Below are 20,591 nucleotides of genomic sequence, written 5' to 3' on the forward strand. Positions count from 1 at the left end.
TGCTACTGCGGGGTGACCGAGGTAAATGTATACCGAAAACAACATACAATGTGCTACTGCGGGGTGACCGAGGTAAATGTATGCCGAAAACAACATACAATGTGCTGCTGCTGAGGTGACCGAGGTAAATGTATACCGAAAACAACATACAATGTGCTACTGCTGAGGTGAGCGGGGTGAATGTATACCGAAAACAACATACAATGTGCTACTGCAAGGGTGAGTGAGCCGAAGCGAGCGGAAGGGTATACTCCTGTTTGATTATTTTGCGTGCATAGAAAAATTGCATTTAAAGAAATATTGCGTGTTGCGCAAAAATATGGAAAGTGCTAAAATCTGGTTAGAGGTTGGATTTCGCTGGACGCCAACACCCGGGCCCGGAATCGCGCCGTAGCCTAATTCCCTCTCCGCTTCGCGGCTGTGTCTGCTGTGGATGATCTTGAAACGATAGATTCGAGAAGGAGGAGAATGGTATGGTACAGGTAGACGGGCAAGAGACAAAGGTGGCTGCACGATTAACGCATAAGGTATTCTTCGAGCGGGATGACATTGAGTTCACGTTCCAGTGGCTGCTGTCGTTCGTACATTGCGGCGGTGTGTCGCAGGGTGAAGTATTTAAGCTTGCACGGAACATCGATCCGAACTCTTTGGCCAGCTGGAAGACTGAATTCGAGAAGGAAGCCGTTAAAATCGAGGCAACGGCAGAGAACTGCCTGAAGAAGGGACATCTGATCAGTGCCAGCGAGGCTTTTATCCGTGCCCACTCGTATTACCGGGCAGCCTTCTATGGAGCTTTTCCCGGTGAACCGGATTTCGCGCGGTATCACGGCAAAAGTGTGGAATGTTTCCGCAAGGCGCTTGATGCGAAGTCTGAGCAGATTCCCCATGAGTGGGTCGAGGTGGAGTACAAGGGGTATAAGTTCCCGGGGTGCTTCCTGAAGGCGGAGCACGGTAATGCGCCTAAGCCAACGATTATCTTTCATAACGGCGGGGAGACACACAAGGAAGACACTTATTTTCTCGGAGGGCAAGCGGCTATTGACCGGGGATATAACGCGCTGATCGTAGATCTTCCTTATGATGTATGTGTCCGGTTCTATGAACCTGAGGCGACCGCCAGAAACTTCCCGCGGGAAGAGCTGTATAATGTCTACAGAGCCACCACGGATTTCGTCCTGGCCCGTCCGGATGTGGACCCTGAGCGGCTGGTTGTCAGCGGTATGAGCTATGGCGGGGCCAAAACGATGGTTCATGCAAGCTGTGACGACCGCTTCGCAGCGGCAGTGCCCAACTCACCGGTGTACTCCATGGCGTCCTTCATTGAACGCGGAATGCCTTCGTTCCTGCGTGGCACCGCGGAGGAAGCGAAAGAAGCGAGCAAAAAGATGCCGTACACCGGCCAGGTCCTGTTCGCCGGATTAGCCTGGTCCCATGGCTTGGACAGCATTGCCGGGTGGCATGGTTCAGCCGGAGAAGTGATGGAGGTTGATCCTAAAGACGTCAAGTGTCCCCTGCTCTCCATGTATTCGGAAGCGGAGCATCCCGAGATGCAGCGGCAAGCGATCGACACTTACGAGAAGGCTCCGAACAAGAAGAATGCGATCTTCAAGGGGACGGAGGAGGATGGTGCCGACCTGCATTGCCAGCTGAACAATCTGCCGCTCAGCTACCAGGTAATGTTTGACTGGCTGGATGAGGTACTGGATTATAACATTCAGCTACAACCGGCGCAGTAAGCCATTCCGCAGGATTAGGGCCGGATCTGCGGTGCTGCCCTTTCAGCACCGCAGATCTTTGACTACATATAAGGATTGGAGCAATTGAGTGACATGACGAATGAAAAACAGGGCTTGAGAGAACGCAAAAAAGAAGAGACCAGGCGGACGCTGAGCGATGTAGCCTGCAGACTTGCCATGGAGAAAGGGGCCAGCCAGGTCCGGGTGGAGGATATTGCCGCAGCTGCGAATGTCTCCATGCGGACGTTCAATAACTATTTTGCGTCCAAAGAGGCTGCGATTGTCGGCAATGCGTACCAGCGTTCCGAGCGGATAGCGGCTACCCTTGCCAGCCGTCCGTCCGGGGAACCGCTGCAAGACTCGATCCGGGCTGCTGTGCTTGACGGATTCGCCGAGACAACGGACCGGCAGTGGTATGCCCGCGTCGTCCTCCTTCGTGATGATCCGGCATTGTTCGGCGCCACACGCAAGGTGGAGATCGAGATTGAGCGGGAGCTGGCCAAGGTGATTGCGGAACGTACACATAAGGATGTGAAGCTCGACCTGTATCCGGACTTATTGGCCGCGCTGCTTATGGCAGCGATACGCACAGCGGTTTTCCATTGGGTAAGTGCACCTCCCGGAGGACAGACGCTGAACGACATGCTGGAACAGGCGATTGGGCAATTGAGGTTTGAGTAATATGCACACGGAGGCGCTCCTGCTACGATATCGAAATCGTGGACAGGAGCGCCTTATTTAAATATAAACTTATATGTTTCACATGATAAATTATCCTTCTATTTCTCGCTGAAACGGTACTGTCCTTAAAAGGACGATAAAGCCGTTTCCACTTGTTGCCGGGTGACAGTTGTCACTTTGAATCGGTGACAGTCCATACTGATGCTTCTCTCCGGTCTCCGGTACTATAGCAATATAGCCAACAGGGCAGAAGGACACGGAGGGATACACGATGGAACATGTCATTGAAATGAACAATGTCAGCCGCAGCTTCCAGGAGAAGCAAGCGGTGAAGCAGGTAAGCTTCACGATTAGCCGCGGCTCGATCACAGCGGTGCTTGGCCCTAATGGAGCCGGCAAAACCACTACACTGGCGATGCTTCTGGGCCTGCTTGAGCCTTCGGAGGGCAGCGTGAAGGTGTTCGGTCTTAAGCCGGCAGATGTCAGAGTGAAGCAGCGGACCGGAGCCATGCTCCAGGAGGTCAGCGTCATGGACCGGCTGAAGGTCCGGGAGATTCTGGCCCTGATCCGCAGCTATTATCCGCAGCCTATGGAGATGGAGGTGCTGCTTCAGGCGACGGGGCTGGGGCCGGCGGATCTGAACCGCTATGCGGAGAAGCTTTCCGGCGGACAGAAGCGCAGTCTCAGCTTCGCGCTGGCGCTGGCGGGCAACCCGGATCTGCTGTTTTTTGACGAGCCGACGGTGGGGCTGGATACGACAGCCCGGCGGCATTTCTGGGAGAGGGTGCGGGGACTGGCCGACCAGGGCAAGACGATCCTGTTCACCACCCATTATTTGCAGGAGGCGGAGGATATCGCGGACCGGATTCTGCTGTTCAACCGGGGAATGCTGGCGGCGGACGGAAGCCCGGACGAGATTAAGGCGAGACTGGTTAAGAAGTCGCTGTCCTTCCTGGCGTCCGGCGACCCGGCACTGCTGCGCAGTCAATTGCTGGAGCTGCCAGCCGTGGAAGGCTGCTACGAGAAGGATGGACGCCTGCATGTGACGACAGAGAATACGGATGAGGCGCTGCGCGCTATTTTCGTGAACGGACTGGCTGTGCAGGATGTACGGATCGACCAGGGGAAGCTGGATGAAGCGTTCGAGCAATTGACCCTGAATCAAGAGGAGGCGGCAGTATGATGAAACCAATGATGGCCCAGTGCAAGGCAGAGCTGCTGCGGATTATCCGCAATCCCTATTATGTATTCTGGTCGCTGCTCATGCCGATTATGTTCTACTTCATTTTCACCCGGGTGGTGAATACGGGGACGGACGATACGAAGCAGTGGCAGGCGCATTATCTGATGTCGATGGCGGCCTTCAGCGTGATGGGCTCGGCGATTATGACCCTCGGCATCCGGCTGGTGCAGGAGCAGACGCAGGGCTGGAATACGTTTATCCGCATTACTCCGCTGCCGTCCCCGGTATATTTTTTCGGCAAAATGTTCGGTCAGAGCGTCATGCATCTGTTCTCGATCCTGTGTATTTTCGCAGCCGGGTATCTGATCAACGGGGTGTCGCTGACAGCAGCGCAGTGGCTGCTTAGTGGCCTGTGGCTGCTTGCGGGCTCGCTGCCTTTTCTCGCGCTGGGTACGATTATCGGGTCCATGAAGCGGGTGGATACGGCGAGCGGGGTGAGCAATGTGCTCTATATGGGGCTGGCGGTGGCCGGGGGCATGTGGATGCCTCTCGACATTATGCCTAAGCTGATGCAGAAGATCGGGCACTGGCTGCCGTCCTACAATTATGGAGGTGGAGCCTGGGCGATTGTAGCGGGAGGTTCCCCGTCGTGGAAGGCTGTGCTGCTGCTGCTCGGTTACCTGGCCGTATTTATGTTATTATCGGTCTATATAAGGCGAAAACAGGAAGCGGTGTAATGTACAATGGCTAGTAAGCAGTTCCGGTTCTTTCCGCAAAAATTCGGCTTCTTCCCCTATATCTGGCTGATCTATCTGGTGTTCCCGATTCTTAACCTTCAGGGGTATAGCGGGGTCAAGCTGATGGCGGGGTATGGGCTGGTCCTGCTGTTCCTGGTGACGTACCGTCAGCTCTACTGGACGGAGGGTAGAACGTACACGGCCTGGATGGGAGTGCAGCTGCTGATTATTGTCGTGCTAACCGTAGTCTATAGCCCCTACAACATGTATATGGGCTTCTTCTCCAGTAACTTTATTGGCTGGTATACTGATACGCGCCAATTCAGACAGGCTCTTGCGGTGTTCACCGCTGTGCTGGCCGGACTGGGCCTGTTCTACCTGCCGCAGGTGTATGGCCCGGATATCCTTTTCATGCTGCCATTTGCGATAATGATGCTGATCACGCCCTTCGGCATCCGCTCCATTAACCGGCGGCGGGTGCTGGAGAAGGAGCTGGACCAGGCTAACGAGCAGATCAAGGAAATGATCAAGCGCGAGGAACGGATGCGCATCGCCCGTGATCTGCATGACACGATGGGGCATACCCTGTCGCTTATTACCTTGAAGAGCCAGCTTGTTGAGAAAATGGTGGTGAAGAATCCCGAGCGGGCGCAGGCGGAAGCCCGTGAGATCCAGCGGACCTCGCGGGCCGCGCTGCGCCAGGTGCGGGAGCTGGTCTCTGAGATGCGTGCAGTCTCAGTTGCCGAAGAGCTGGCTGAGGCGGCGGAGATGCTGCGCAGCGCGGAGATCGCACTTGAGGTAGAGGGAGATGCAGCGCTGCCGGGTGTATCCGATCTGACGCAGAGTATTCTCAGCCTCTGTATCAAGGAGGGGATTACCAACATCGTTAAGCATAGCCGTGCGGACCAATGCCGGATTAGCATCGTAATGACACCCGGCGAGGTACAGATTACGCTGGAGGATAACGGCATAGGGGTAGAAGCGAGCGGTTCAGGGGGGGCGGAGCGCCGGGACGGCAACGGCATGAAGGGGATGGGCGAGCGGCTGGCCCTGATTGACGGCTCGCTGACGCTGGCTCCGGGACCCGGCGGGGGAAGCCGGCTAACGGTGGTTACACCAAGAGTAGTGAAGGATGGAAAGGATGGGGAAACAGCATGATCAGGATCATAATTGCCGAGGATCAGCGGCTGCTGCGCGGCGCGATGGCATCGCTGCTCGATCTGGAGGATGATATTGAGGTGGCGGGCGAAGCCGGGGACGGGGCGGAGGCGCTGGCCCTGATCGAACGTGTCCAGCCGGATGTATGCCTGATGGATATTGAAATGCCGCTGATGAGCGGCCTGGAGGTGGCAGAGATACTGAAATCGCGGGGCTGCCGTACCAAAATCATTATCCTGACCACCTTCGCCCGCCCTGGTTATTTCGAGCGCGGAGTAAAGGCCGGAATTCAGGGGTATTTGCTGAAGGATGAGCCGGTGGATAAGCTGGCCGATGCCATCCGCCGTGTGATGGCCGGGGGGCGCGAGGTCTCGCCTGAGCTGGTGTTCGGCAGCCTGCGCGAAGAGAATCCGCTCTCGGACCGGGAGCGTGAGATTCTGAAGCTTGCCGCCGCGGGCCGCAGCGCCGGTGAGATCGCCGCGGCGCTCCACCTCTCCTACGGCACCGTCCGCAACTACATCTCGGAGATCCTCAGCAAGCTTGCGGTCAAGACCCGGATTGAAGCCGTGCGGCTGGCGGAGGAGAAGGGCTGGATGTAAGACAGCCTGGGGTACTCTGTACAACTAAATCATCTGATGTACCGCCGAATCTCTATATAGCTGTATTTGGTGCAATTAAACTAACTGTTTATCCTGGATTTCATCCATTTGGGGCTAACTTAGTTGTACCAATTGCAGCTATAGAAGACAAACTATGTTTTTGGCTGCTTTTAATCGCACGTAATACAGCTATGGATGGAGTGGTTAGCTCAATTGTAATTTATACAACAGATGTCCCCCGAATCCGCAGCAAAACCGATTCTGTTGTACTCTGTACAGCAGAAATCTGCGAAAGTGGTGCTTTGCGGCAAATAAACAAAAATCTGCTGTACGAAATACAGCAGAAGTGAATTTTGAATGGAATATAGCAGATTCTATTGCAGTAAATACAATCAGGATGAGTTATACCGCTACTGACAAGGCAGTGCCGAGTCACGAAGGCTGTTGTTAGGCACAGCGAGGAGCCCGATCGTTCCTGCAATTTCACCTTAGCAGCAGCTTGCTCCTTATGTCTGGCTCTTCGCCTGCTCCTCGCGCATCCACTGGGAGAGCTGGCGCCGCATCCGCAGGAACTCCGGCGAATCGGCGATCTCTTCGCGGCGCGGACGCGGGAAGGGGACCTCCACGGTATGGAGGACGGAGCCGGGCCGTCCGGAGAAAACGTAGATGCGGGTGGAGAGCAGCAGCGCCTCCTCGATGTTATGGGTAATGAACAGCACGGAGCGGCGGTTCTCCTCCCACAGCTCCAGCAGCCAGCGCTGCATCTGCTCGCGGGTCAGCGCGTCGAGTGCGCTGAACGGCTCATCGAGCAGCATCAGCTCCTGCGGCGCGAGCATGGCCCGCAGGAAGGCGGCCCGCTGCTGCATGCCGCCGGACAGCATGTGCGGGTAGGCCCGCTCGAAGCCGCCGAGGCCGATCTTCGCCAGCCAGTGGCGCGCTGCCTCGCGGGCCTCCCGCGGCGGGGCGCCTTGCAGCTCGGCGCCAAGCAGGACGTTGTCGAGCGTGCTGCGCCACGGGAACAGCGCGGGCTGCTGCGGCATATAGCTGATCTTGCCGCGCTGCCCGGTCACCGGGATGCCGTTCATGCGGACGGTTCCGGTATCGGGCAGCGTAAGGCCGCCGATAATATGGAACAGCGTGCTTTTGCCGCAGCCGGACGGGCCGACAATGGAGACAAATTCCTGCGGCTCCACAGTCAGGGACACCTGATTCAGCACCTGCGTCTCCCGGCGGCGGTGCGTGAACGATTTGGAGATGCCGCTGACTTCCAGCGCAGGCGGCACACTCTGAGTGCGCAGGCGTCCGTCTCCGTCCGCCTTCTCCAGTTCAATCCTCGTAAGCTCAGACACTTCGCCCAGCCTCCTTCAGTTCATTATGGTTACTTCTGTTGTGGATGATCCTTCTGTACACATTAGGCATCCTTACGCGGCTTCCAGCGCACCAGCCATCTCTCCAGCAGGGCAATGAGCGCGAATAATACGAGACTCAGCAGCACGATGATGGCGATGGCCACGAACATCCGGTCCGCACGGTAAGAGGACTTTTGCAGCAGCATATAGTAGCCGATTCCTTTGTCGGCGCCGATCCATTCGGCCACCACTGCACCCATCACCGCATAGGTGGCGGATATTTTGAGCCCGGAGAACAGGGAGGGCAGGGAGCCGGGAAGCTCCAGCCGGGTGAAGATCTGCCACTTGCCCGCACCGGCCATCTTCATATAATTCATCATCACCCGGTCGCTTTGGGCCAGCCCGCCCATGGCTGCAACAGCTACAGGGAAGAAGCAGACGAGGGTGATCAGGATGATTTTGGGCAGCAGGCCGAACCCGAACCAGATAATCAGCAGCGGGGCCAGCGCAATGGAGGGCACATTCTGGCTGAGGATCAGCAGCGGATAGATCGCCCGCTTGACCCAGGGCAGCAGATGCAGCAGCAAGGCGGTGAGCAGGCCGATGCCTGTGCCGACCGGGAAGCCGATCAGGGTCAGCCGCAGCGTGGCGGCGGTGTGCTCCCAGATCCCGGAGGCATTGTTCTTCGACTCACGCGCGATATCTGCGGGGCTGGGCAGCTGGTAGGCTGGGATGTCGAACAGCATAACCGATAACTGCCATATCCCGACAAAAAAGAGGACCGCCACAAAGGGCGGCCACACTAGCTTCCAGGTGCTTCTCACGGCCGGTATTTCTCGGTCAGCTTATCCATGCTGATGCCGCCCGGATTATGGGCGATCTTGATCTGTGAGATGACACTCGGGCTGCCGGAGGCGATCAGCGCCTCATGCATGTCACGCACAATATCCAGCAGCTCGGACAGCTCGCCTTCCATCGTGGTCTCCAGCGGATTCACCTGATGCTTCACGCCTGATTTCTGAATGACCTCAATGGCCTTGTCCACATAAGGGATAGAATCCTCGTTGTTCGGTGTCTTGGGAATGACCTGAATGCTGAGCAATGTATTAGCCATGATGAATCCTTCCTCTCAAGTTAAGTATAAGATTCCCGCTATGCGGGTTGATTATGATTCCGGCAAAAATTCATTCGTAAACGTGCTCTCCGCATCCAGCGGCTTATCCAGCAGCTTCAGGCCGTACATCCAGTCGGCGTAATTCTTCCAGATTTCAAGCTTCTGCTCGCCCCAGCGCGGGGCGTCGTCCTTGTATTTCGGGCTAAGCCATTTCTGGCTGGCCAGCACCAGCTTGGGGTCCAGATCAGGTACAGCATCGGACAAGACCGTCGCGGCTTCTTCCGGGTTATCGATCGCGTACTGATATCCCTTGGACGTAGCCTTAAGGAAGGCCTTCACCACTTCAGGGTGCTGGGCGATTTCCTTCTCGCTAGTGGTTAGCACCGGGGTGTAGTAATCCAGCTGCGGAGCGTAATCCTTCAGATACAGCATATCCAGCGGCTCGCCGCGCAGCTCGGCCTCTACCCCGGTCCACGCATAGAAGATCCAGGCAAAGTCAATATCCCGCTTCACGGCTGTGAAAAAGTCCGCTTCGCCGATATTCACCAGCTTCACCTTGGAGACATCCCCGCCTTCGGGGTCCATGATGGCTTTCATGGCAGCCTGCTCCGCAGGGGAGCCCCAGCCTCCGTAGGTTTTGCCTTCGAAATCCTTCGGCGTCTTAATATTGCGGTCCTTCGGAGCCGCGAAACCGGAGGTATTATGCTGAATGATTGCAGCAATCGACACCAGCGGCACATCCTGCAGCCGGGCCAGGGTTAGGGCTTCCTGGGCACTTATGCCGAACTGAGCTTCGCCGGAAGTGACCATCGTATCGGACCCGGCAGCGCCAGGCTGTACAATCTGCACATCAAGACCTTCCTCCGCGTAATAGCCCAACTCCTTGGCAGCATACAGGCCGGTATGATTCGTGTTCGGTGTCCAGTCCAGGGCAATCTTGACCGGGGTCAGAGCCTTAGGTGCATCCGTGGGTGCGGCTGCGGTTGCATCAGGTGCAGCCGTGCTGTTCCCGGCAGCAGGTGCGCTGGCCCCCGCATTGCCGCTGTTGTTCCCTCCGCCACAGCCCGCTACGGTGAGCAGCAGCATGGAGCTGAGCAGTAGTGTGACTGTTTTTTTGACTCCCATTTCTCTTTCTCTCTCCTTCCAGCAACCCCTGGTCTTCAGAGCTTACAGAAACCTTATTCCTGTACATCCTTAGAATCAAAAAAGCGTCCCGATGATCGGGACGCCAGTGACTTGCGTGAGGGGACTTCAGCTGCAGTACCGCTTAAGGCACTGTGCCGAATGAAGATTCCTACGCTGGCATTATCCAGATCAGGTATAAGGGTCAGTATCTTGTGGGATACAATCTCAGCCGGCCAATTCCAGCACCCCTGGTTCTATAAAGTTCACAGGTATTGCTATGTTCTTACGGTGTATTATAGACGGCAGCCCCGCCGTTGTCCACCCTCTCTGTCTTAATCCTCCAGTTTGAGCGGCAGAGTCCAGGGACCTTTCCATATAAAAATGGGCTTCGAAAGTATAAAACGCAGCTTATCCGCGCCCGGCTCTGTAATCAGGTTAAGAGTCTTCATGACACGCGGTGTGCCTTCACTCTCCTCCCACCCAAAGGAATAAGGCTCCTTAGAGCCCGGATAGCTGACAGAGAAATGGGTAAGTGACTTTGCCCCCGCCGGGTTAAATTTCAAGTCTATATCTACATTGACCTCTGTCTCACTGCTGCGGGTGATGCGGGTGAAGTCTACCGGATATCCGGCGATCTCAGCAGTAATATCCAGCGTTCTGCTCTCTCCGATAGCGGGCAGCGGCAGGGTAACTTTCTGGGAGACGGCTTCCTGATCGGATACCTCGATGTAAGGGATGACGACTGTATAAGGATGTCCTCCGGCTTCCTTCTGTTCACGGAACAAGAGCTCAGAATAGTAGCCTATAGAGGATGGAGAGTGCTCGGTAGAGACTTTTACTCCTGCTGCATTCTCGACATAGGTGCCATTCCAGGGCATTAGCGGCTCTAGTGTATAAGAAGATGCAGCGGATGCGGTTTTCTGAAGAGCCGGGACCAGTTCAACACGGACAAGCCCATCACCCAGCCGTACCGGAAAAGCGGAAACCCGCACATCCTGCTGGACATCGCTGACCCCGAGCTGCTGCAGGTCATCGGCGGTCTGCGGCGGCCCCAGGACAAGCGGTCCAATGACCGTGCTATTAATGTATAAGGTTACCGCTTCTTCAGCCTGTAAAGTGAGATCATGGGGAAGAAGAGCGCTGTAGCTTGCATCCCAGTCGAGACCTCCAGAGGAAGTTCGCGAATTGAACATGAAGGTATAGCGGGTTCCTCCGATGTCTGCCTGAAATTCATTAATAATGCGAGTCTTCTGCCCCCGAAGATTAATGGTTGCGCGGTTCTCTTGCACAAGGATAGCGTTGACAGTCAGTTCACCCCGACCTACAGCAGCGGTGAAAGGCTTCTTCAGCACATATAACGGGCTGTCGGGACTATTCTCCACTACGGTGTGAAGGCCGGGCAAGAAGCTGAACACTTGCTTCAGGCCCGCCTGGACGCTGGGCGAAGTGAACACCAGCCCTGCGCCAAGCAGAAGGGCTGCGGCAACTCCGGTATAAGCCTGCCGGCGGCTTCTGCGGACGGAAGGCAAGCGGCGCTGTACGTCAGGAGCGGTCCCGGTCCGGGACAAGGTGCGCACTTTGATTCTGCTTATGGCTTCAAGCTCCTCTTCCGATGGAGCGGCTGATTGAGGCTCGGCGGTCAGCGTGTTCAAGGCCAGCTCCGCTTCACTGAACTCCAGCGCATCGAGCTGATCGAACAGCTCCTGCTCACCGGTGGTCAACTCTTTCTTCATGGCCTAAGTCCTCCTCTCTGTTTGGTTTAGTCTGCTGCAGAGTTTGCTTCAGAATGGTTCGGCACCGGTACAGCCGGTTCTCTACAGCTTTTTTCGTTAAGTCAAAAGCCTCAGCCAGTTCATCCAGACTCTCATAGAGATAATACCGGCGCAGAAACAGGCTGCGGTCCGGCTCCTGAAGCTGCTTGATATGGTGCAGCAGTTCTTCCGCTGCCTCACGCCGCAGAATTTCCTGCTCGGTGTTGCTGCTGCTCCGGACGGGGATGGCTGCCTCGCCCATCGTCTGATCAAGCCCGGGCTGTAATTTACGCCGCAGATTCAGCGCCTTATATTTGGCAAGGATTAGAATCCATGTGCGGAATGAGGCCCGATCAGGATCGTACTGTCCGATGTTGTTCCAGGCAGCTAAGAATACATCACTGACACATTCCTCAGCATCCTCTGCCCGCCCGCAGCCGCCCAGAATGCGCTTGACCAGCCTAAGCACATCCGTTCCATAGTAATCCATAGCATCGGCAAGTGCCTGCTTATCTCCTCTGCTGAACCTGCCGGGCCAGGAGAGGCTGTCATAGTCTTTAGGTGTCATATGAACCTCCGGTAATTCTTCCCATCCCTCAGGTGGAAGCTAGTGCTGATTATGTCTAACTACTGGTTACTACGCTTGATGGCAGACAAATCACTCACAAGATCTCTGAATGCGTACCAAAAAACAGCGATACTCCCCTGGCGGAAGCATCGCTGTTTTTTTGTTTATCTATTCGGATGTGTCTTAATCCCTCGTATAATGCCGCTTCTTGCGGCGGCTGCGGATGCCGTTCCAGATCTCTCTCAGCGTTAAGCCGACACTGACGGTGATCCCGGAGAAGGTCAGGAACAGAGCCAGATACTCGAACGCGGAGTACTCCAGCATTTTGCTCCAGTCGATCTGTCCCTTCAGATCCTCGATCACCTGATTCATCCCGTAAATCCCGCTGATGACCGTAAACACGGTGAGCACCATCAGGAGCGTATCCCGCCGTTTGGCCTGGAATTTGTCCTGATACTGGAACAGGTCATTCAGGGTCATTTTCACCTCATCGAACAGGGCATCATTGCCATACACCTTACGCAGCTGAAAAAAAATCTCCCGCCCCTGCGACTGCGAAATCAGCTCCAGGAAGTAGAATTTGGCCGAGAATTTGTTGATCAGAAAGATCAGATTCTCGATCTCGTCGTAATCGTGGTTGATGCGCAGCCGGGAATGCAGATTGGCGAGCTTCAGCAGTACGATTTTATGAAATATACTCAGCAGCAGCCCATAATAATACTCTCCGTACATCTGGTTGGCCAGCTCCGTGGCAATATCGGGCTTCGCCCGGCTCAGGCAGCAGAAGGTCTGCTCGTTCGTCATATAATAGGTGTCCGGCCCCCAGCGGTTATAGCAATGCTCACGGGTGTACTGCTCGATATACTCAGGATCACTCGCGCTGGTAAAAGGCCTGCCCTCCAGATTCAGCCCATCCAGCTGGGAGGCACGGTAGCGCAGCCTGACACTGATCTCATCCAGGTTTTCCTCACGGTTGAAGCCATAGAAGGCCTGCACCAGCATCCGTTCATCTACGAAAAAGGGCAGGGTCTCGAAATACGCGCCATCAATTTCGGCCGGGTCGAGAAACGGCTCTAGGCCGGAGACGAGATTCTTGAACACGAAATCCTCCACCCGGCCGAAGGACTTCTCCTGACAATGGATAAAGGTATGTTTATCCTGATGACACACATCCTCCAATGTACGGAACCGGTCGGCGAATTCCAGCACGGTGCTGAAGGGAAGGTTCTCCTCCTCGATAGCCACTCTTATAGTCAGAAAGCCCAGCTCAAACGGACAGAGGAACACATCGGTGGACAGAATCCGGAAATCAACAGACTGGAAGAGCATTTCCAGCCGGCACTGCAGATCGTTTACCCGGGAAAAGCGGCGGAAGGAATCGCTGTCCTTCTCACGCGGAAACAGCACATGAGCGGCAAACGGCAGATAGCTGCGCTCCATTTTCTCATGGGACACGCAGTAGCCTTCTCCGTAATAGGCATTCTCCAGTTCCTTGTTGTCGAGAAAAAAACGCGTAAACCCGTCCTTCTGCAGACTTGCTATCAGCTCTTTATCCTGCCCAGGCTTGATCGAGAAGGGGAAAATGAATTGCAGCAAGGCGGTATGCAGAGTGGGCTCGGATTGCAGTTCAGCCAGCAGTTCAGCCATATATGAATTCCATCCTTATTCGCAGAATATGAACCTTGTCAGTTCCAATTACCCGATTCTCCAGGCGGTCACACTTAACAGAAATAATAAGGCGGCAAAAGCGGCCAAAAGTCCCGAGGTCTGGGCGATCTGCAGATGATCCATGGACCAGCCGGTCAGCAGCGGCAGCACCGCGCCGCCAATTCCGCCGGAGGCGATCATAATGCTGGGCGTCGATTCTTCTGCGCCGGGCAGGAGCTTGCTGGAGAAGACCAGTGCGATCGAGAAGATGCCGGACATGAACAGGCCAAGCAGCAGAATGATCGCAAAGGCGGCAAGCCGGTGACCGGCGTACGGGAAAATGATAAGCAGCAGCAAAGCGGCAAAGCAGCTGACGAGCACATAGATGCGGTAGGAAATCCGCTCGGCGATAACACCGGCGAACAGTCTGCCCGCTGACATGGCGAGCCAGAAGAAGGTGACTGTGAGCGCTGCCGAAGCTTCGCTCATGCCCAGCTTGGCAATGAAGATCGCCGGCATGAAGTTCACCAGACTCATCTCAGTGCCTACATAGAGAAAGAAGAACAGAATGAACAAGCCAAGCACGACCCACTGCTTGCCCTTGTAGGGCAAGGACAATCTTCTGGCGGTTCCTGTTGCCGCAGCGCGGTCAGGGCGGGGGGGCCGCTCATCCAGCGCGCTGTCCAGCGGGCCGAATCTGCTCTTCGCCCAGAAGAGCAGCGAGAGGAGGGAGAAGGCGGCAACGATCAGGAAGGCCAGCCTCCACTGCCCTGCGGCAATCAGCGGACTGGCCGCCAGCGGCATGAGCAGCGCCCCGACACCGAACAGCACCTCCAGCCGGCTCATGGCAACCGCTGTTCCTTCGGTGACTGCGGCTATAATAATCGTGCCGATGACGGCTTCGATCATCCCGAAGCCGAACCCTGCGGCTACGGCAATGACGTACATCCAGCCCCAGGGCGGGAGGAAGGCATAAGCAATCTCGGCGCACAGCAGCAGGCCGGTGGCAATCATAATGCCGCCGCGCTTGCCGAACCGCCGGTTCAGCAGCGGCGAGACCAGTACGCCGGCCAGGAAGCCCGCGAATTGGCTGAAGATCAGCTCGCCCCCTGCACTGTAGCTGCGGTCATAATGCTGGAGCAGCACTGGCAGAATGGAGCCCAGGACGACATGGGCGAGGCCGATTACGAAATAGGAGAGACAGCCGATCCAGATTAGTTTTTTCAAGGATAAGACTCCTTATGAATCAATTTATGAGCAGATGGCAGGATTCAGAATGAACGGGAAGGGTACACTATATTAGGCACAGGTTAATCATAAATCCAAACCGCGGACGTGAATATATAAACTTATATTCACATGAATTTGAAGGGAGCTGTGACGTCAATGGACAACAAAGAGCTGGAGAAAACAATCATACAGGTGCTGGACGACAACAGGTTCGGTTCCTTCGGCACGATTGAAGCCGGTAACAAGCCTAAGGTGCGTTACATGGCAGTATTTCATGACGGGCTGTCCATCTATCTGGCAACTAACCGCAAGACTCATAAGGTAGAAGAGCTTCAGGATAATCCGAATGCTGCTCTGCTGCTCGGCTATGAACAGGGCGGCGGCAAGGATGTACTGGAGATTGAAGCCACGGTTGCTGTAACGAAGGACGACAGCTTGCGCTCTAAGGTATGGAATGAGTCCCTGGAGAAATGGTTTAAGGGGCCGGATGATCCTGATTATGTCATTCTTGAGCTGTCACCTTCACGGATTGAATATATGGGCAAGAACGGCGAGCATGGGGTATGGCAATCTTAAGTAGCTGTCTCCGGCAAAAGGTGGCGTTACCGGTAGCGGATGAGTTCCGCCTAAGCCTACGTACAATATAGTCCGGCGACCCGGGCCTCTTAGGGACTTCATGGTCCATAGGAGGCCCTTTCTGCTGCTTCTCTCCTGATTGTGGCAGAGGAATCATGCTATAATGACCTCAGGTTATCGACATCATGAGGCGGAGGGGATTGCCATAAACTGTGTTGACTGTGCTGACATCGACCCGATAGAGGATCAAGGGGAGCTGAAGCTCCGCCCTTGCTCAGATCCGCTGGCTGCTGCCATCCGAAATGCCGGTTATGAAATATATCAGACAAGCAAGACCTGTATCATTCCATATCATCGTAAGGAAGAGCTGTTGAAGCTTATAGAACTGCTGGTGGCGGCTAAGGACATAGCGGATTCCTTAGCGGTATGCGTTAAGAGCAAAGGTTCCCCTGCGGCCCCGGAGCGGTGGCTGACCTTCGAGCAGCTGAAGGTCCGCTTTGCTAATGAGAATCTGGTGTCCATCATTATGAGTCATGATTTTTGCAGCCACATGCAGCCGATTGTGAATTTCAGCGAGGAGATTGTCGGCTTTGAATTTCTGCTGCGCCCGCTGCCCCAGGGCAGTTATTTTCAGCCCTATGAGCTGTTTGAGATTGCCCGGCGGACAGGGTTTCACTCCTTCCTGGACCGGGCAGCCCGGATCTCGGCGATAGAGACCGGCAGTAAGCTGCTGCCCAAGGGCATCAAGCGGTTCATTAACTTCCTGCCCTCTTCTATTTATAATCCCAAGTATTGTCTGACTCATACCTTCGAGGCGATCCGGAGGCTGGACCAGAACCCGGAGGATTATGTATTTGAAGTTGTGGAGACAGAGCAGATCAGCGATATTCCGCATCTGCGCGCCATCTTCGCCGAATACCGCCAGCAGGGGATGCGGGTTGCGCTGGATGATGTGGGCGCGGGCTATTCGACCATTGAACTGATGTCCAGCCTCCAGCCGGATTATGTCAAGGTGGACCGCAGTCTGATCAGCTTCTGTGACCGGGATGAAGGGAAGCAGCGGATGCTTAGGGAGATTATCTCCAGGGCCGGAGAATTCGGTGCAAGCCTGCTGGCCGAAGGCATTGAACGCCGGGAGGAATTCCTGGTCTGCCGTGATCTGGGTATGGATCTGGGACAAGGCTATCTGTTCGGGCTGCCGGAGGATAAGCCGCCGGGACGGTTCGGAATTACGGCCTGAACAGCAAGGATCATTCTCCCCGGATACCGGCAGATCTCAAGACTGCCGGTATCCGGGGATTTGTTGTGCTATTTGAAGAAAGAAAGGACGGTTAACAACGTGAGTGTGACCCTATTGTACGTAGAAGACGACCGGGAGATCGGCAGTGCCTTGGCGGCTGATCTGAGGGAACGGGAATATGCAGTGCGCTGGCTGGAGAGCGGAGACGGGGCGCTTGAAGCTGCAGAGGGCTGCCAGCTTGCGATTCTGGATGTGATGCTGCCGGGGCTGGACGGCTTCACCGTCGGCCAGCGGCTGAAGCGGGCCTATCCGGAGCTGCCGGTTCTGATGCTCTCGGCGCGCACCTCCATTGACGATAAGCTTCAGGGGCTGGACTTCGCGGATGACTATATGACCAAGCCGTTTCATCCCGATGAGCTGGCGGCGAGAATCGAGGTTCTGCTGAGAAGAAGCGGCGCTGCCTCGCCCGCTCAGCTCACGCTTAAGCATCTGGTTGTCAGACCGGGAAGCAGTGTGGTCACGGAAGCTGCGACCGGACGGGAGATTATGCTTACCGGCAAGCAGTTCCAGATCTTCTCTTATCTGCTGCGGCATCTGGGCCAGATTCTAACCAAGGAGCAGATCTATGAGGCGGTCTGGGGGGAGAGCTATATCGAAGGCGACAAGACGCTGATGGTACATATCCGTTATCTGCGCGAGAAGCTGGAGCTTGATCCGGCCGCGCCGGAGATTATTGAGACGGTCCGGGGGATCGGCTACCGGGTGAGAGGGTGAAAGGGGCCGGGCGTTTCCAGCTGCTGCACCGTTCGCTGCTTTTTCGTTATCTGCTGATTATTGTAGCTGCCCTGCTGTTCGTGCCCGTTGTTATTCCGCTGACGATTGCTGTGTACAGTATCTTCGGGGGGATCACTCATACAAGTCCACCCAAGGAATATGAGCAGTATTCCAGTATAAAAAAGCTGGAGATGATGTGGCATGAGGAAGCCCGCAAGCTCCTTGGCCAGTCTCCTGCGGATATTACCCGGCGGCTGTCGGCCTTAAGTGAAGCCTATCCGTTGTCCAGAATATTCTGGGTCGATCCTGCGGGCACAACACAGCTGGTGACCGAGCCTTCAGGACCGCCGCTGCTCTTGACGGGAGAGGCTCCGGCTGTTCCCTCTGAGTGGAGCGCCGCTGAAGCGGTATCCTTCATGAAGGACAGCGCGGCGCTGAAGCCGCTGGCGATTGTCGCCTTCATAGGAGACCGGGCAGAGGCCGCCGGGGGCTTCATGGTTATGCAGATTCCTGAGGACATTACGAAGACGAAATCTGCTGCAGGACTGGATAAATGGTATACGATTGCCATGCTGGTGTTCTTCCTTCTGTTCATCACAAGCTCCTGGTTCTTCTTCATCATGATCCGCAGAAGGCTGCTGCGCCTGCAGACCGCTATGGTGTTCACCGGTGAGGAGGGCTTGCCGCAGATTGTTCCGCCGGGGAAGCCGGATGAGATCGGGCATCTGGAGGAAGCCTTCAATACCATGGTGACGGAACTTAAGGCAGGCCGTGCCAGAGAGGCGGAAGAAGAGGCGCTGCGTAAACGGCTGGTGGCCGATCTGTCGCATGATCTGCGGACTCCGCTTACCGTCATTCGCAGCCACCTCCATGTACTGGGCAAGGAGCCGTTGTCACCGCGCGGCCAATCCTCCCTTGAGCTGATGGATCAGCGGATTGAGAGCCTTGGCATCCTGATTGAGAACCTGCTGTCCTACAATCTGCTGAACAGCGGACGCATTGCGCTGCACCCGGAACGCCGGGATGTGCTTAGACTGGTGCGGGAGAGCGCCGCCGCCTGGTATCCGGTGTGGGAGAAGGAGGGGTACCGGATTGATATTGATCTGGAGGCTGCGCCGCTGTATTGGGAGATCGATGAAAGCTGGTTCCGCAGAGTGCTGGATAATCTGTTCCAGAACATTTTACGTCATGCACGCAGCGGGTTATATGTAGGAATACTTACAGAGATCCGTGAAGGCAACCGGGTGATTATCATCTCCGATCACGGCGGCGGCCTTGCGCAGAGCACTGACTCCGCAGGAGCAGGCCTGGGCCTGTCGATTGTCGATCTGCTGCTGAAGCGGATGGACCTGGAATGGAGCATGGAGAGTACGGCGAAGGGGACCGAGGTTGTGATCTGGAAGCGGGGCGCCTGAACAATTTAAACGAAATTTAAACTTGCTGCTTCCGTGCTTTTAACCTTGGGGCGTTATGCTGTTACCGAGGTGAAGAGAAGAATGAAGGATACAGTGATAGAGACAAGAAATCTGCTTAAGGAATACCGCGGCCGTGCAGCTGTGAAGAACCTGAATCTCAATATAACAAAAGGGGAAATCTACGGGTTCCTCGGACCGAACGGTGCCGGCAAAACAACAACCATCCGCATGCTGCTCGGTCTGATCAAGCCGACCTCCGGCAGCATTGAAATCTTCGGCAAGGAGCTGCGTGCGAACCGGATGCAGATTCTGCGTAAGGTAGGCTCGCTGGTGGAATCACCGTCCTACTACGGTCATCTGAGTGCCTGGGACAACCTGGAAGCGATCCGCCGCATTCTGGGTGTGCCCAAGGTGCGCATTGCCGATGTGCTGGAGATCGTATCGCTTACCGGGGAGGAGAAGCGGCCGGTCAAGGGCTTCTCACTCGGTATGAAGCAGCGGCTGGGGATAGCGGCAGCTCTGCTGGGCAGCCCGGAGCTGCTGATTCTCGATGAGCCGACCAACGGGCTGGACCCGTCAGGCATACAGGAGATCCGCTCCCTGATTAAGCGGCTGCCCGCAGAGCAGGGGATTACGGTATTGGTATCCAGCCATCTGCTGAGCGAGATCGAGCAGATGGCCGGTACGGTCGGCATTATCCGCGAGGGGCAGATGGTCTATCAGGATACCATTGCCCATCTCCAGCAGCAGGCGGCCGGCCATCTGCGCCTGGCGTTATCCGAGCCGGAGACCGCGCTGATGACGGCAGTGCGGCGAGGCTGCGGCGGCGAGCTGCAGGAGGGCCGGCTGGTCCTGCCCCGGATGAGCGATGCGAGAGTATCGCTGCTGGTCAAGGAGCTGGTCGAGGAGGGCCATGCGATCTACAGGGTAGAGGAGCACAGGCAATCTCTGGAGGAATTCTTCCTGCAGGTGGTTGGGGGAGGGGAGCTATGATGTGGCGTGCGCTGTCGGCGGATTGGCTTAAGATCCGCGGCAAAGGCATATGGTTCCTCGCCTTTCTCGGTCCGCTGGGCCTCATCGCCATGCAGGGACTGAATTTCGGCCTCCGCTATGACTATCTTCGCGGGCAGTACCGGGAGGACCTGTGGGGTGGCCTGCTTAGTGAGGTTATACCCTTCGTACCGATTGCCCTCTATCTTGGAGGCACACTGATTCTCTCTCTGATTGCGAATGTCGAGCATCAGACCAGCGCCTGGAAGCAGCTTCTGGCGCTGCCTGTCTCCAGAACGGCTGTGTTCATGGCGAAGCTGCTGCTCTGCCTGCTGCTGCTTATCGTGTCTTGTCTGCTGCTGTCGGCGGGAACAGTCATTCTCGGGCTGCTGCTCGGCTTCGGTATTCAGCCGATACCGCTAACGGATGTCCTGCGGATGGGCTTCGCCGCTTATGCTGCGGCCATGCCTGTCATTGCACTCCAGCTGTGGCTGTCTCTAACCAGCCGGAACCAGACCCTTCCGGTATCGGTGGGGTTGACCTTGTCGCTGGTCAGCCCGTTCGGCTCGTACTTCACGCAGTGGTTCCCGCTCTCCTGGCCGGAATTAGCCTGGAGTGATCCGCGTCCTTGGCTGTTCAGCGGAGCCGGCCTGGTGCTTGGACTCCTGGTAATCCTGCCTGGAGCCATACATTTCGCGCGAAAGGATGTGGACTGAAC

20 protein-coding genes and 1 riboswitch are annotated in these 20,591 nt (G+C 56.0%); of the genes, 12 read left to right on the forward strand and 8 right to left on the reverse strand.

All coding sequences use genetic code 11. The features are described 5' to 3' along the window. The first annotated feature begins 473 nt into the window (after positions 1-473). The 6 genes from NSS83_RS21895 (at position 474) to NSS83_RS21920 (ending at position 6,094) form a co-directional block, all read left to right on the forward strand. Entirely contained in the window at positions 474-1,736 is a 1,263-nt protein-coding gene (locus NSS83_RS21895) for a prolyl oligopeptidase family serine peptidase (RefSeq protein ID WP_341346462.1), read from the forward strand. Between the two features lie 93 nt (positions 1,737-1,829). Continuing rightward, positions 1,830-2,417 carry a TetR/AcrR family transcriptional regulator gene (locus NSS83_RS21900; RefSeq protein WP_341346463.1) on the forward strand — a complete coding sequence of 196 codons (588 nt, stop codon included), beginning with the start codon at positions 1,830-1,832 and terminating at the stop codon, positions 2,415-2,417. A 271-nt stretch (positions 2,418-2,688) separates the two neighbouring features. Further along, positions 2,689-3,600: an ABC transporter ATP-binding protein gene (locus NSS83_RS21905; protein ID WP_341182877.1), complete on the forward strand. Its 912-nt coding sequence runs from the start codon at positions 2,689-2,691 to the stop codon at positions 3,598-3,600. Beyond that, positions 3,600-4,337: an ABC transporter permease gene (locus NSS83_RS21910; protein WP_341348756.1), complete on the forward strand. Its 738-nt coding sequence runs from the start codon at positions 3,600-3,602 to the stop codon at positions 4,335-4,337. The genes NSS83_RS21905 and NSS83_RS21910 overlap by 1 nt, the downstream gene beginning before the upstream one ends. Before the next feature lie 6 nt (positions 4,338-4,343). Next, the gene (locus tag NSS83_RS21915) at positions 4,344-5,495 is read left to right on the forward strand and encodes a sensor histidine kinase (RefSeq protein WP_341346464.1); all 1,152 of its coding nucleotides are present in this window, start codon (positions 4,344-4,346) and stop codon (positions 5,493-5,495) included. Continuing rightward, on the forward strand, positions 5,492-6,094 hold the full coding sequence (locus NSS83_RS21920; RefSeq protein ID WP_076160169.1) for a response regulator transcription factor: 603 nt from the start codon (positions 5,492-5,494) through the stop codon (positions 6,092-6,094). The genes NSS83_RS21915 and NSS83_RS21920 overlap by 4 nt, the downstream gene beginning before the upstream one ends. A 506-nt stretch (positions 6,095-6,600) precedes the next feature. Here NSS83_RS21920 and NSS83_RS21925 read toward each other — a convergent pair. The 8 genes from NSS83_RS21925 to NSS83_RS21960 all read right to left on the reverse strand — a co-directional run bounded on the left by NSS83_RS21925 (position 6,601) and on the right by NSS83_RS21960 (position 14,875). After that, positions 6,601-7,425, reverse strand: coding sequence for an ABC transporter ATP-binding protein (locus NSS83_RS21925; RefSeq protein WP_341185156.1), 825 nt, complete (start codon positions 7,423-7,425; stop codon positions 6,601-6,603). Positions 7,426-7,505: 80 nt separating this feature from the next. Continuing rightward, positions 7,506-8,267, reverse strand: a complete 762-nt coding sequence (locus NSS83_RS21930; RefSeq protein WP_340757471.1) for an ABC transporter permease — start codon at positions 8,265-8,267, stop codon at positions 7,506-7,508. After that, on the reverse strand, positions 8,264-8,557 hold the full coding sequence (locus NSS83_RS21935; protein ID WP_209994420.1) for an MTH1187 family thiamine-binding protein: 294 nt from the start codon (positions 8,555-8,557) through the stop codon (positions 8,264-8,266). Before NSS83_RS21935 ends, NSS83_RS21930 begins: the two co-directional genes overlap by 4 nt. Before the next feature lie 51 nt (positions 8,558-8,608). Next, positions 8,609-9,682, reverse strand: a complete 1,074-nt coding sequence (locus tag NSS83_RS21940; RefSeq protein WP_341182875.1) for an ABC transporter substrate-binding protein — start codon at positions 9,680-9,682, stop codon at positions 8,609-8,611. A gap of 149 nt (positions 9,683-9,831) precedes the next feature. Then, a riboswitch (TPP riboswitch) is annotated at positions 9,832-9,942 on the reverse strand. A 72-nt stretch (positions 9,943-10,014) separates the two neighbouring features. Beyond that, complete coding sequence (locus NSS83_RS21945) at positions 10,015-11,415, reverse strand: hypothetical protein (protein ID WP_341346465.1); 1,401 nt, start codon at positions 11,413-11,415, stop codon at positions 10,015-10,017. Further along, positions 11,390-12,001, reverse strand: coding sequence for a sigma-70 family RNA polymerase sigma factor (locus NSS83_RS21950; RefSeq protein ID WP_341182873.1), 612 nt, complete (start codon positions 11,999-12,001; stop codon positions 11,390-11,392). Before NSS83_RS21950 ends, NSS83_RS21945 begins: the two co-directional genes overlap by 26 nt. Positions 12,002-12,184: 183 nt before the next feature. Further along, positions 12,185-13,648, reverse strand: coding sequence for a hypothetical protein (locus NSS83_RS21955; RefSeq protein WP_341182872.1), 1,464 nt, complete (start codon positions 13,646-13,648; stop codon positions 12,185-12,187). A 48-nt stretch (positions 13,649-13,696) separates the two neighbouring features. Continuing rightward, positions 13,697-14,875: an MFS transporter gene (locus tag NSS83_RS21960; RefSeq protein WP_341346466.1), complete on the reverse strand. Its 1,179-nt coding sequence runs from the start codon at positions 14,873-14,875 to the stop codon at positions 13,697-13,699. A gap of 159 nt (positions 14,876-15,034) precedes the next feature. Between NSS83_RS21960 and NSS83_RS21965 the strand changes: the two genes are divergently transcribed. The 6 genes from NSS83_RS21965 (at position 15,035) to NSS83_RS21990 (ending at position 20,589) form a co-directional block, all read left to right on the forward strand. Beyond that, on the forward strand, positions 15,035-15,454 hold the full coding sequence (locus NSS83_RS21965) for a pyridoxamine 5'-phosphate oxidase family protein (protein ID WP_341182870.1): 420 nt from the start codon (positions 15,035-15,037) through the stop codon (positions 15,452-15,454). Between the two features lie 163 nt (positions 15,455-15,617). After that, positions 15,618-16,694 (forward strand): EAL domain-containing protein, encoded by a 1,077-nt coding sequence (locus tag NSS83_RS21970; protein ID WP_341182869.1) that lies wholly within the window; start codon positions 15,618-15,620, stop codon positions 16,692-16,694. Positions 16,695-16,793: 99 nt separating this feature from the next. Next, positions 16,794-17,468, forward strand: coding sequence for a response regulator transcription factor (locus NSS83_RS21975; RefSeq protein ID WP_341185155.1), 675 nt, complete (start codon positions 16,794-16,796; stop codon positions 17,466-17,468). Continuing rightward, on the forward strand, positions 17,465-18,883 hold the full coding sequence (locus NSS83_RS21980) for a histidine kinase dimerization/phospho-acceptor domain-containing protein (RefSeq protein ID WP_341346467.1): 1,419 nt from the start codon (positions 17,465-17,467) through the stop codon (positions 18,881-18,883). Before NSS83_RS21975 ends, NSS83_RS21980 begins: the two co-directional genes overlap by 4 nt. A gap of 81 nt (positions 18,884-18,964) precedes the next feature. After that, complete coding sequence (locus NSS83_RS21985; protein ID WP_341182867.1) at positions 18,965-19,876, forward strand: ABC transporter ATP-binding protein; 912 nt, start codon at positions 18,965-18,967, stop codon at positions 19,874-19,876. Further along, on the forward strand, positions 19,873-20,589 hold the full coding sequence (locus tag NSS83_RS21990; protein WP_341182866.1) for an ABC transporter permease: 717 nt from the start codon (positions 19,873-19,875) through the stop codon (positions 20,587-20,589). The genes NSS83_RS21985 and NSS83_RS21990 overlap by 4 nt, the downstream gene beginning before the upstream one ends. Positions 20,590-20,591: the final 2 nt, after the last annotated feature.

It is taken from the genome of Paenibacillus sp. FSL H3-0469 (assembly GCF_038051945.1).
GTDB lineage: Bacteria > Bacillota > Bacilli > Paenibacillales > Paenibacillaceae > Paenibacillus_AQ.

What these genes read in the sequence shown, in the direction of transcription:
- NSS83_RS21945 (WP_341346465.1), bottom strand. Translation starts at nt 11,415, where the DNA reads ATGAAGAAAGAGTTGACCACCGGTGAGCAGGAGCTGTTCGATCAGCTC.
- NSS83_RS21985 (WP_341182867.1), top strand. Translation starts at nt 18,965, where the DNA reads ATGAAGGATACAGTGATAGAGACAAGAAATCTGCTTAAGGAATACCGC.
- NSS83_RS21895 (WP_341346462.1), top strand. Translation starts at nt 474, where the DNA reads ATGGTACAGGTAGACGGGCAAGAGACAAAGGTGGCTGCACGATTAACG.
- NSS83_RS21935 (WP_209994420.1), bottom strand. Translation starts at nt 8,557, where the DNA reads ATGGCTAATACATTGCTCAGCATTCAGGTCATTCCCAAGACACCGAAC.
- NSS83_RS21970 (WP_341182869.1), top strand. Translation starts at nt 15,618, where the DNA reads ATGACCTCAGGTTATCGACATCATGAGGCGGAGGGGATTGCCATAAAC.
- NSS83_RS21950 (WP_341182873.1), bottom strand. Translation starts at nt 12,001, where the DNA reads ATGACACCTAAAGACTATGACAGCCTCTCCTGGCCCGGCAGGTTCAGC.
- NSS83_RS21955 (WP_341182872.1), bottom strand. Translation starts at nt 13,648, where the DNA reads ATGGCTGAACTGCTGGCTGAACTGCAATCCGAGCCCACTCTGCATACC.
- NSS83_RS21910 (WP_341348756.1), top strand. Translation starts at nt 3,600, where the DNA reads ATGAAACCAATGATGGCCCAGTGCAAGGCAGAGCTGCTGCGGATTATC.
- NSS83_RS21905 (WP_341182877.1), top strand. Translation starts at nt 2,689, where the DNA reads ATGGAACATGTCATTGAAATGAACAATGTCAGCCGCAGCTTCCAGGAG.
- NSS83_RS21900 (WP_341346463.1), top strand. Translation starts at nt 1,830, where the DNA reads ATGACGAATGAAAAACAGGGCTTGAGAGAACGCAAAAAAGAAGAGACC.
- NSS83_RS21965 (WP_341182870.1), top strand. Translation starts at nt 15,035, where the DNA reads ATGGACAACAAAGAGCTGGAGAAAACAATCATACAGGTGCTGGACGAC.
- NSS83_RS21990 (WP_341182866.1), top strand. Translation starts at nt 19,873, where the DNA reads ATGATGTGGCGTGCGCTGTCGGCGGATTGGCTTAAGATCCGCGGCAAA.
- NSS83_RS21915 (WP_341346464.1), top strand. Translation starts at nt 4,344, where the DNA reads ATGGCTAGTAAGCAGTTCCGGTTCTTTCCGCAAAAATTCGGCTTCTTC.
- NSS83_RS21920 (WP_076160169.1), top strand. Translation starts at nt 5,492, where the DNA reads ATGATCAGGATCATAATTGCCGAGGATCAGCGGCTGCTGCGCGGCGCG.
- NSS83_RS21940 (WP_341182875.1), bottom strand. Translation starts at nt 9,682, where the DNA reads ATGGGAGTCAAAAAAACAGTCACACTACTGCTCAGCTCCATGCTGCTG.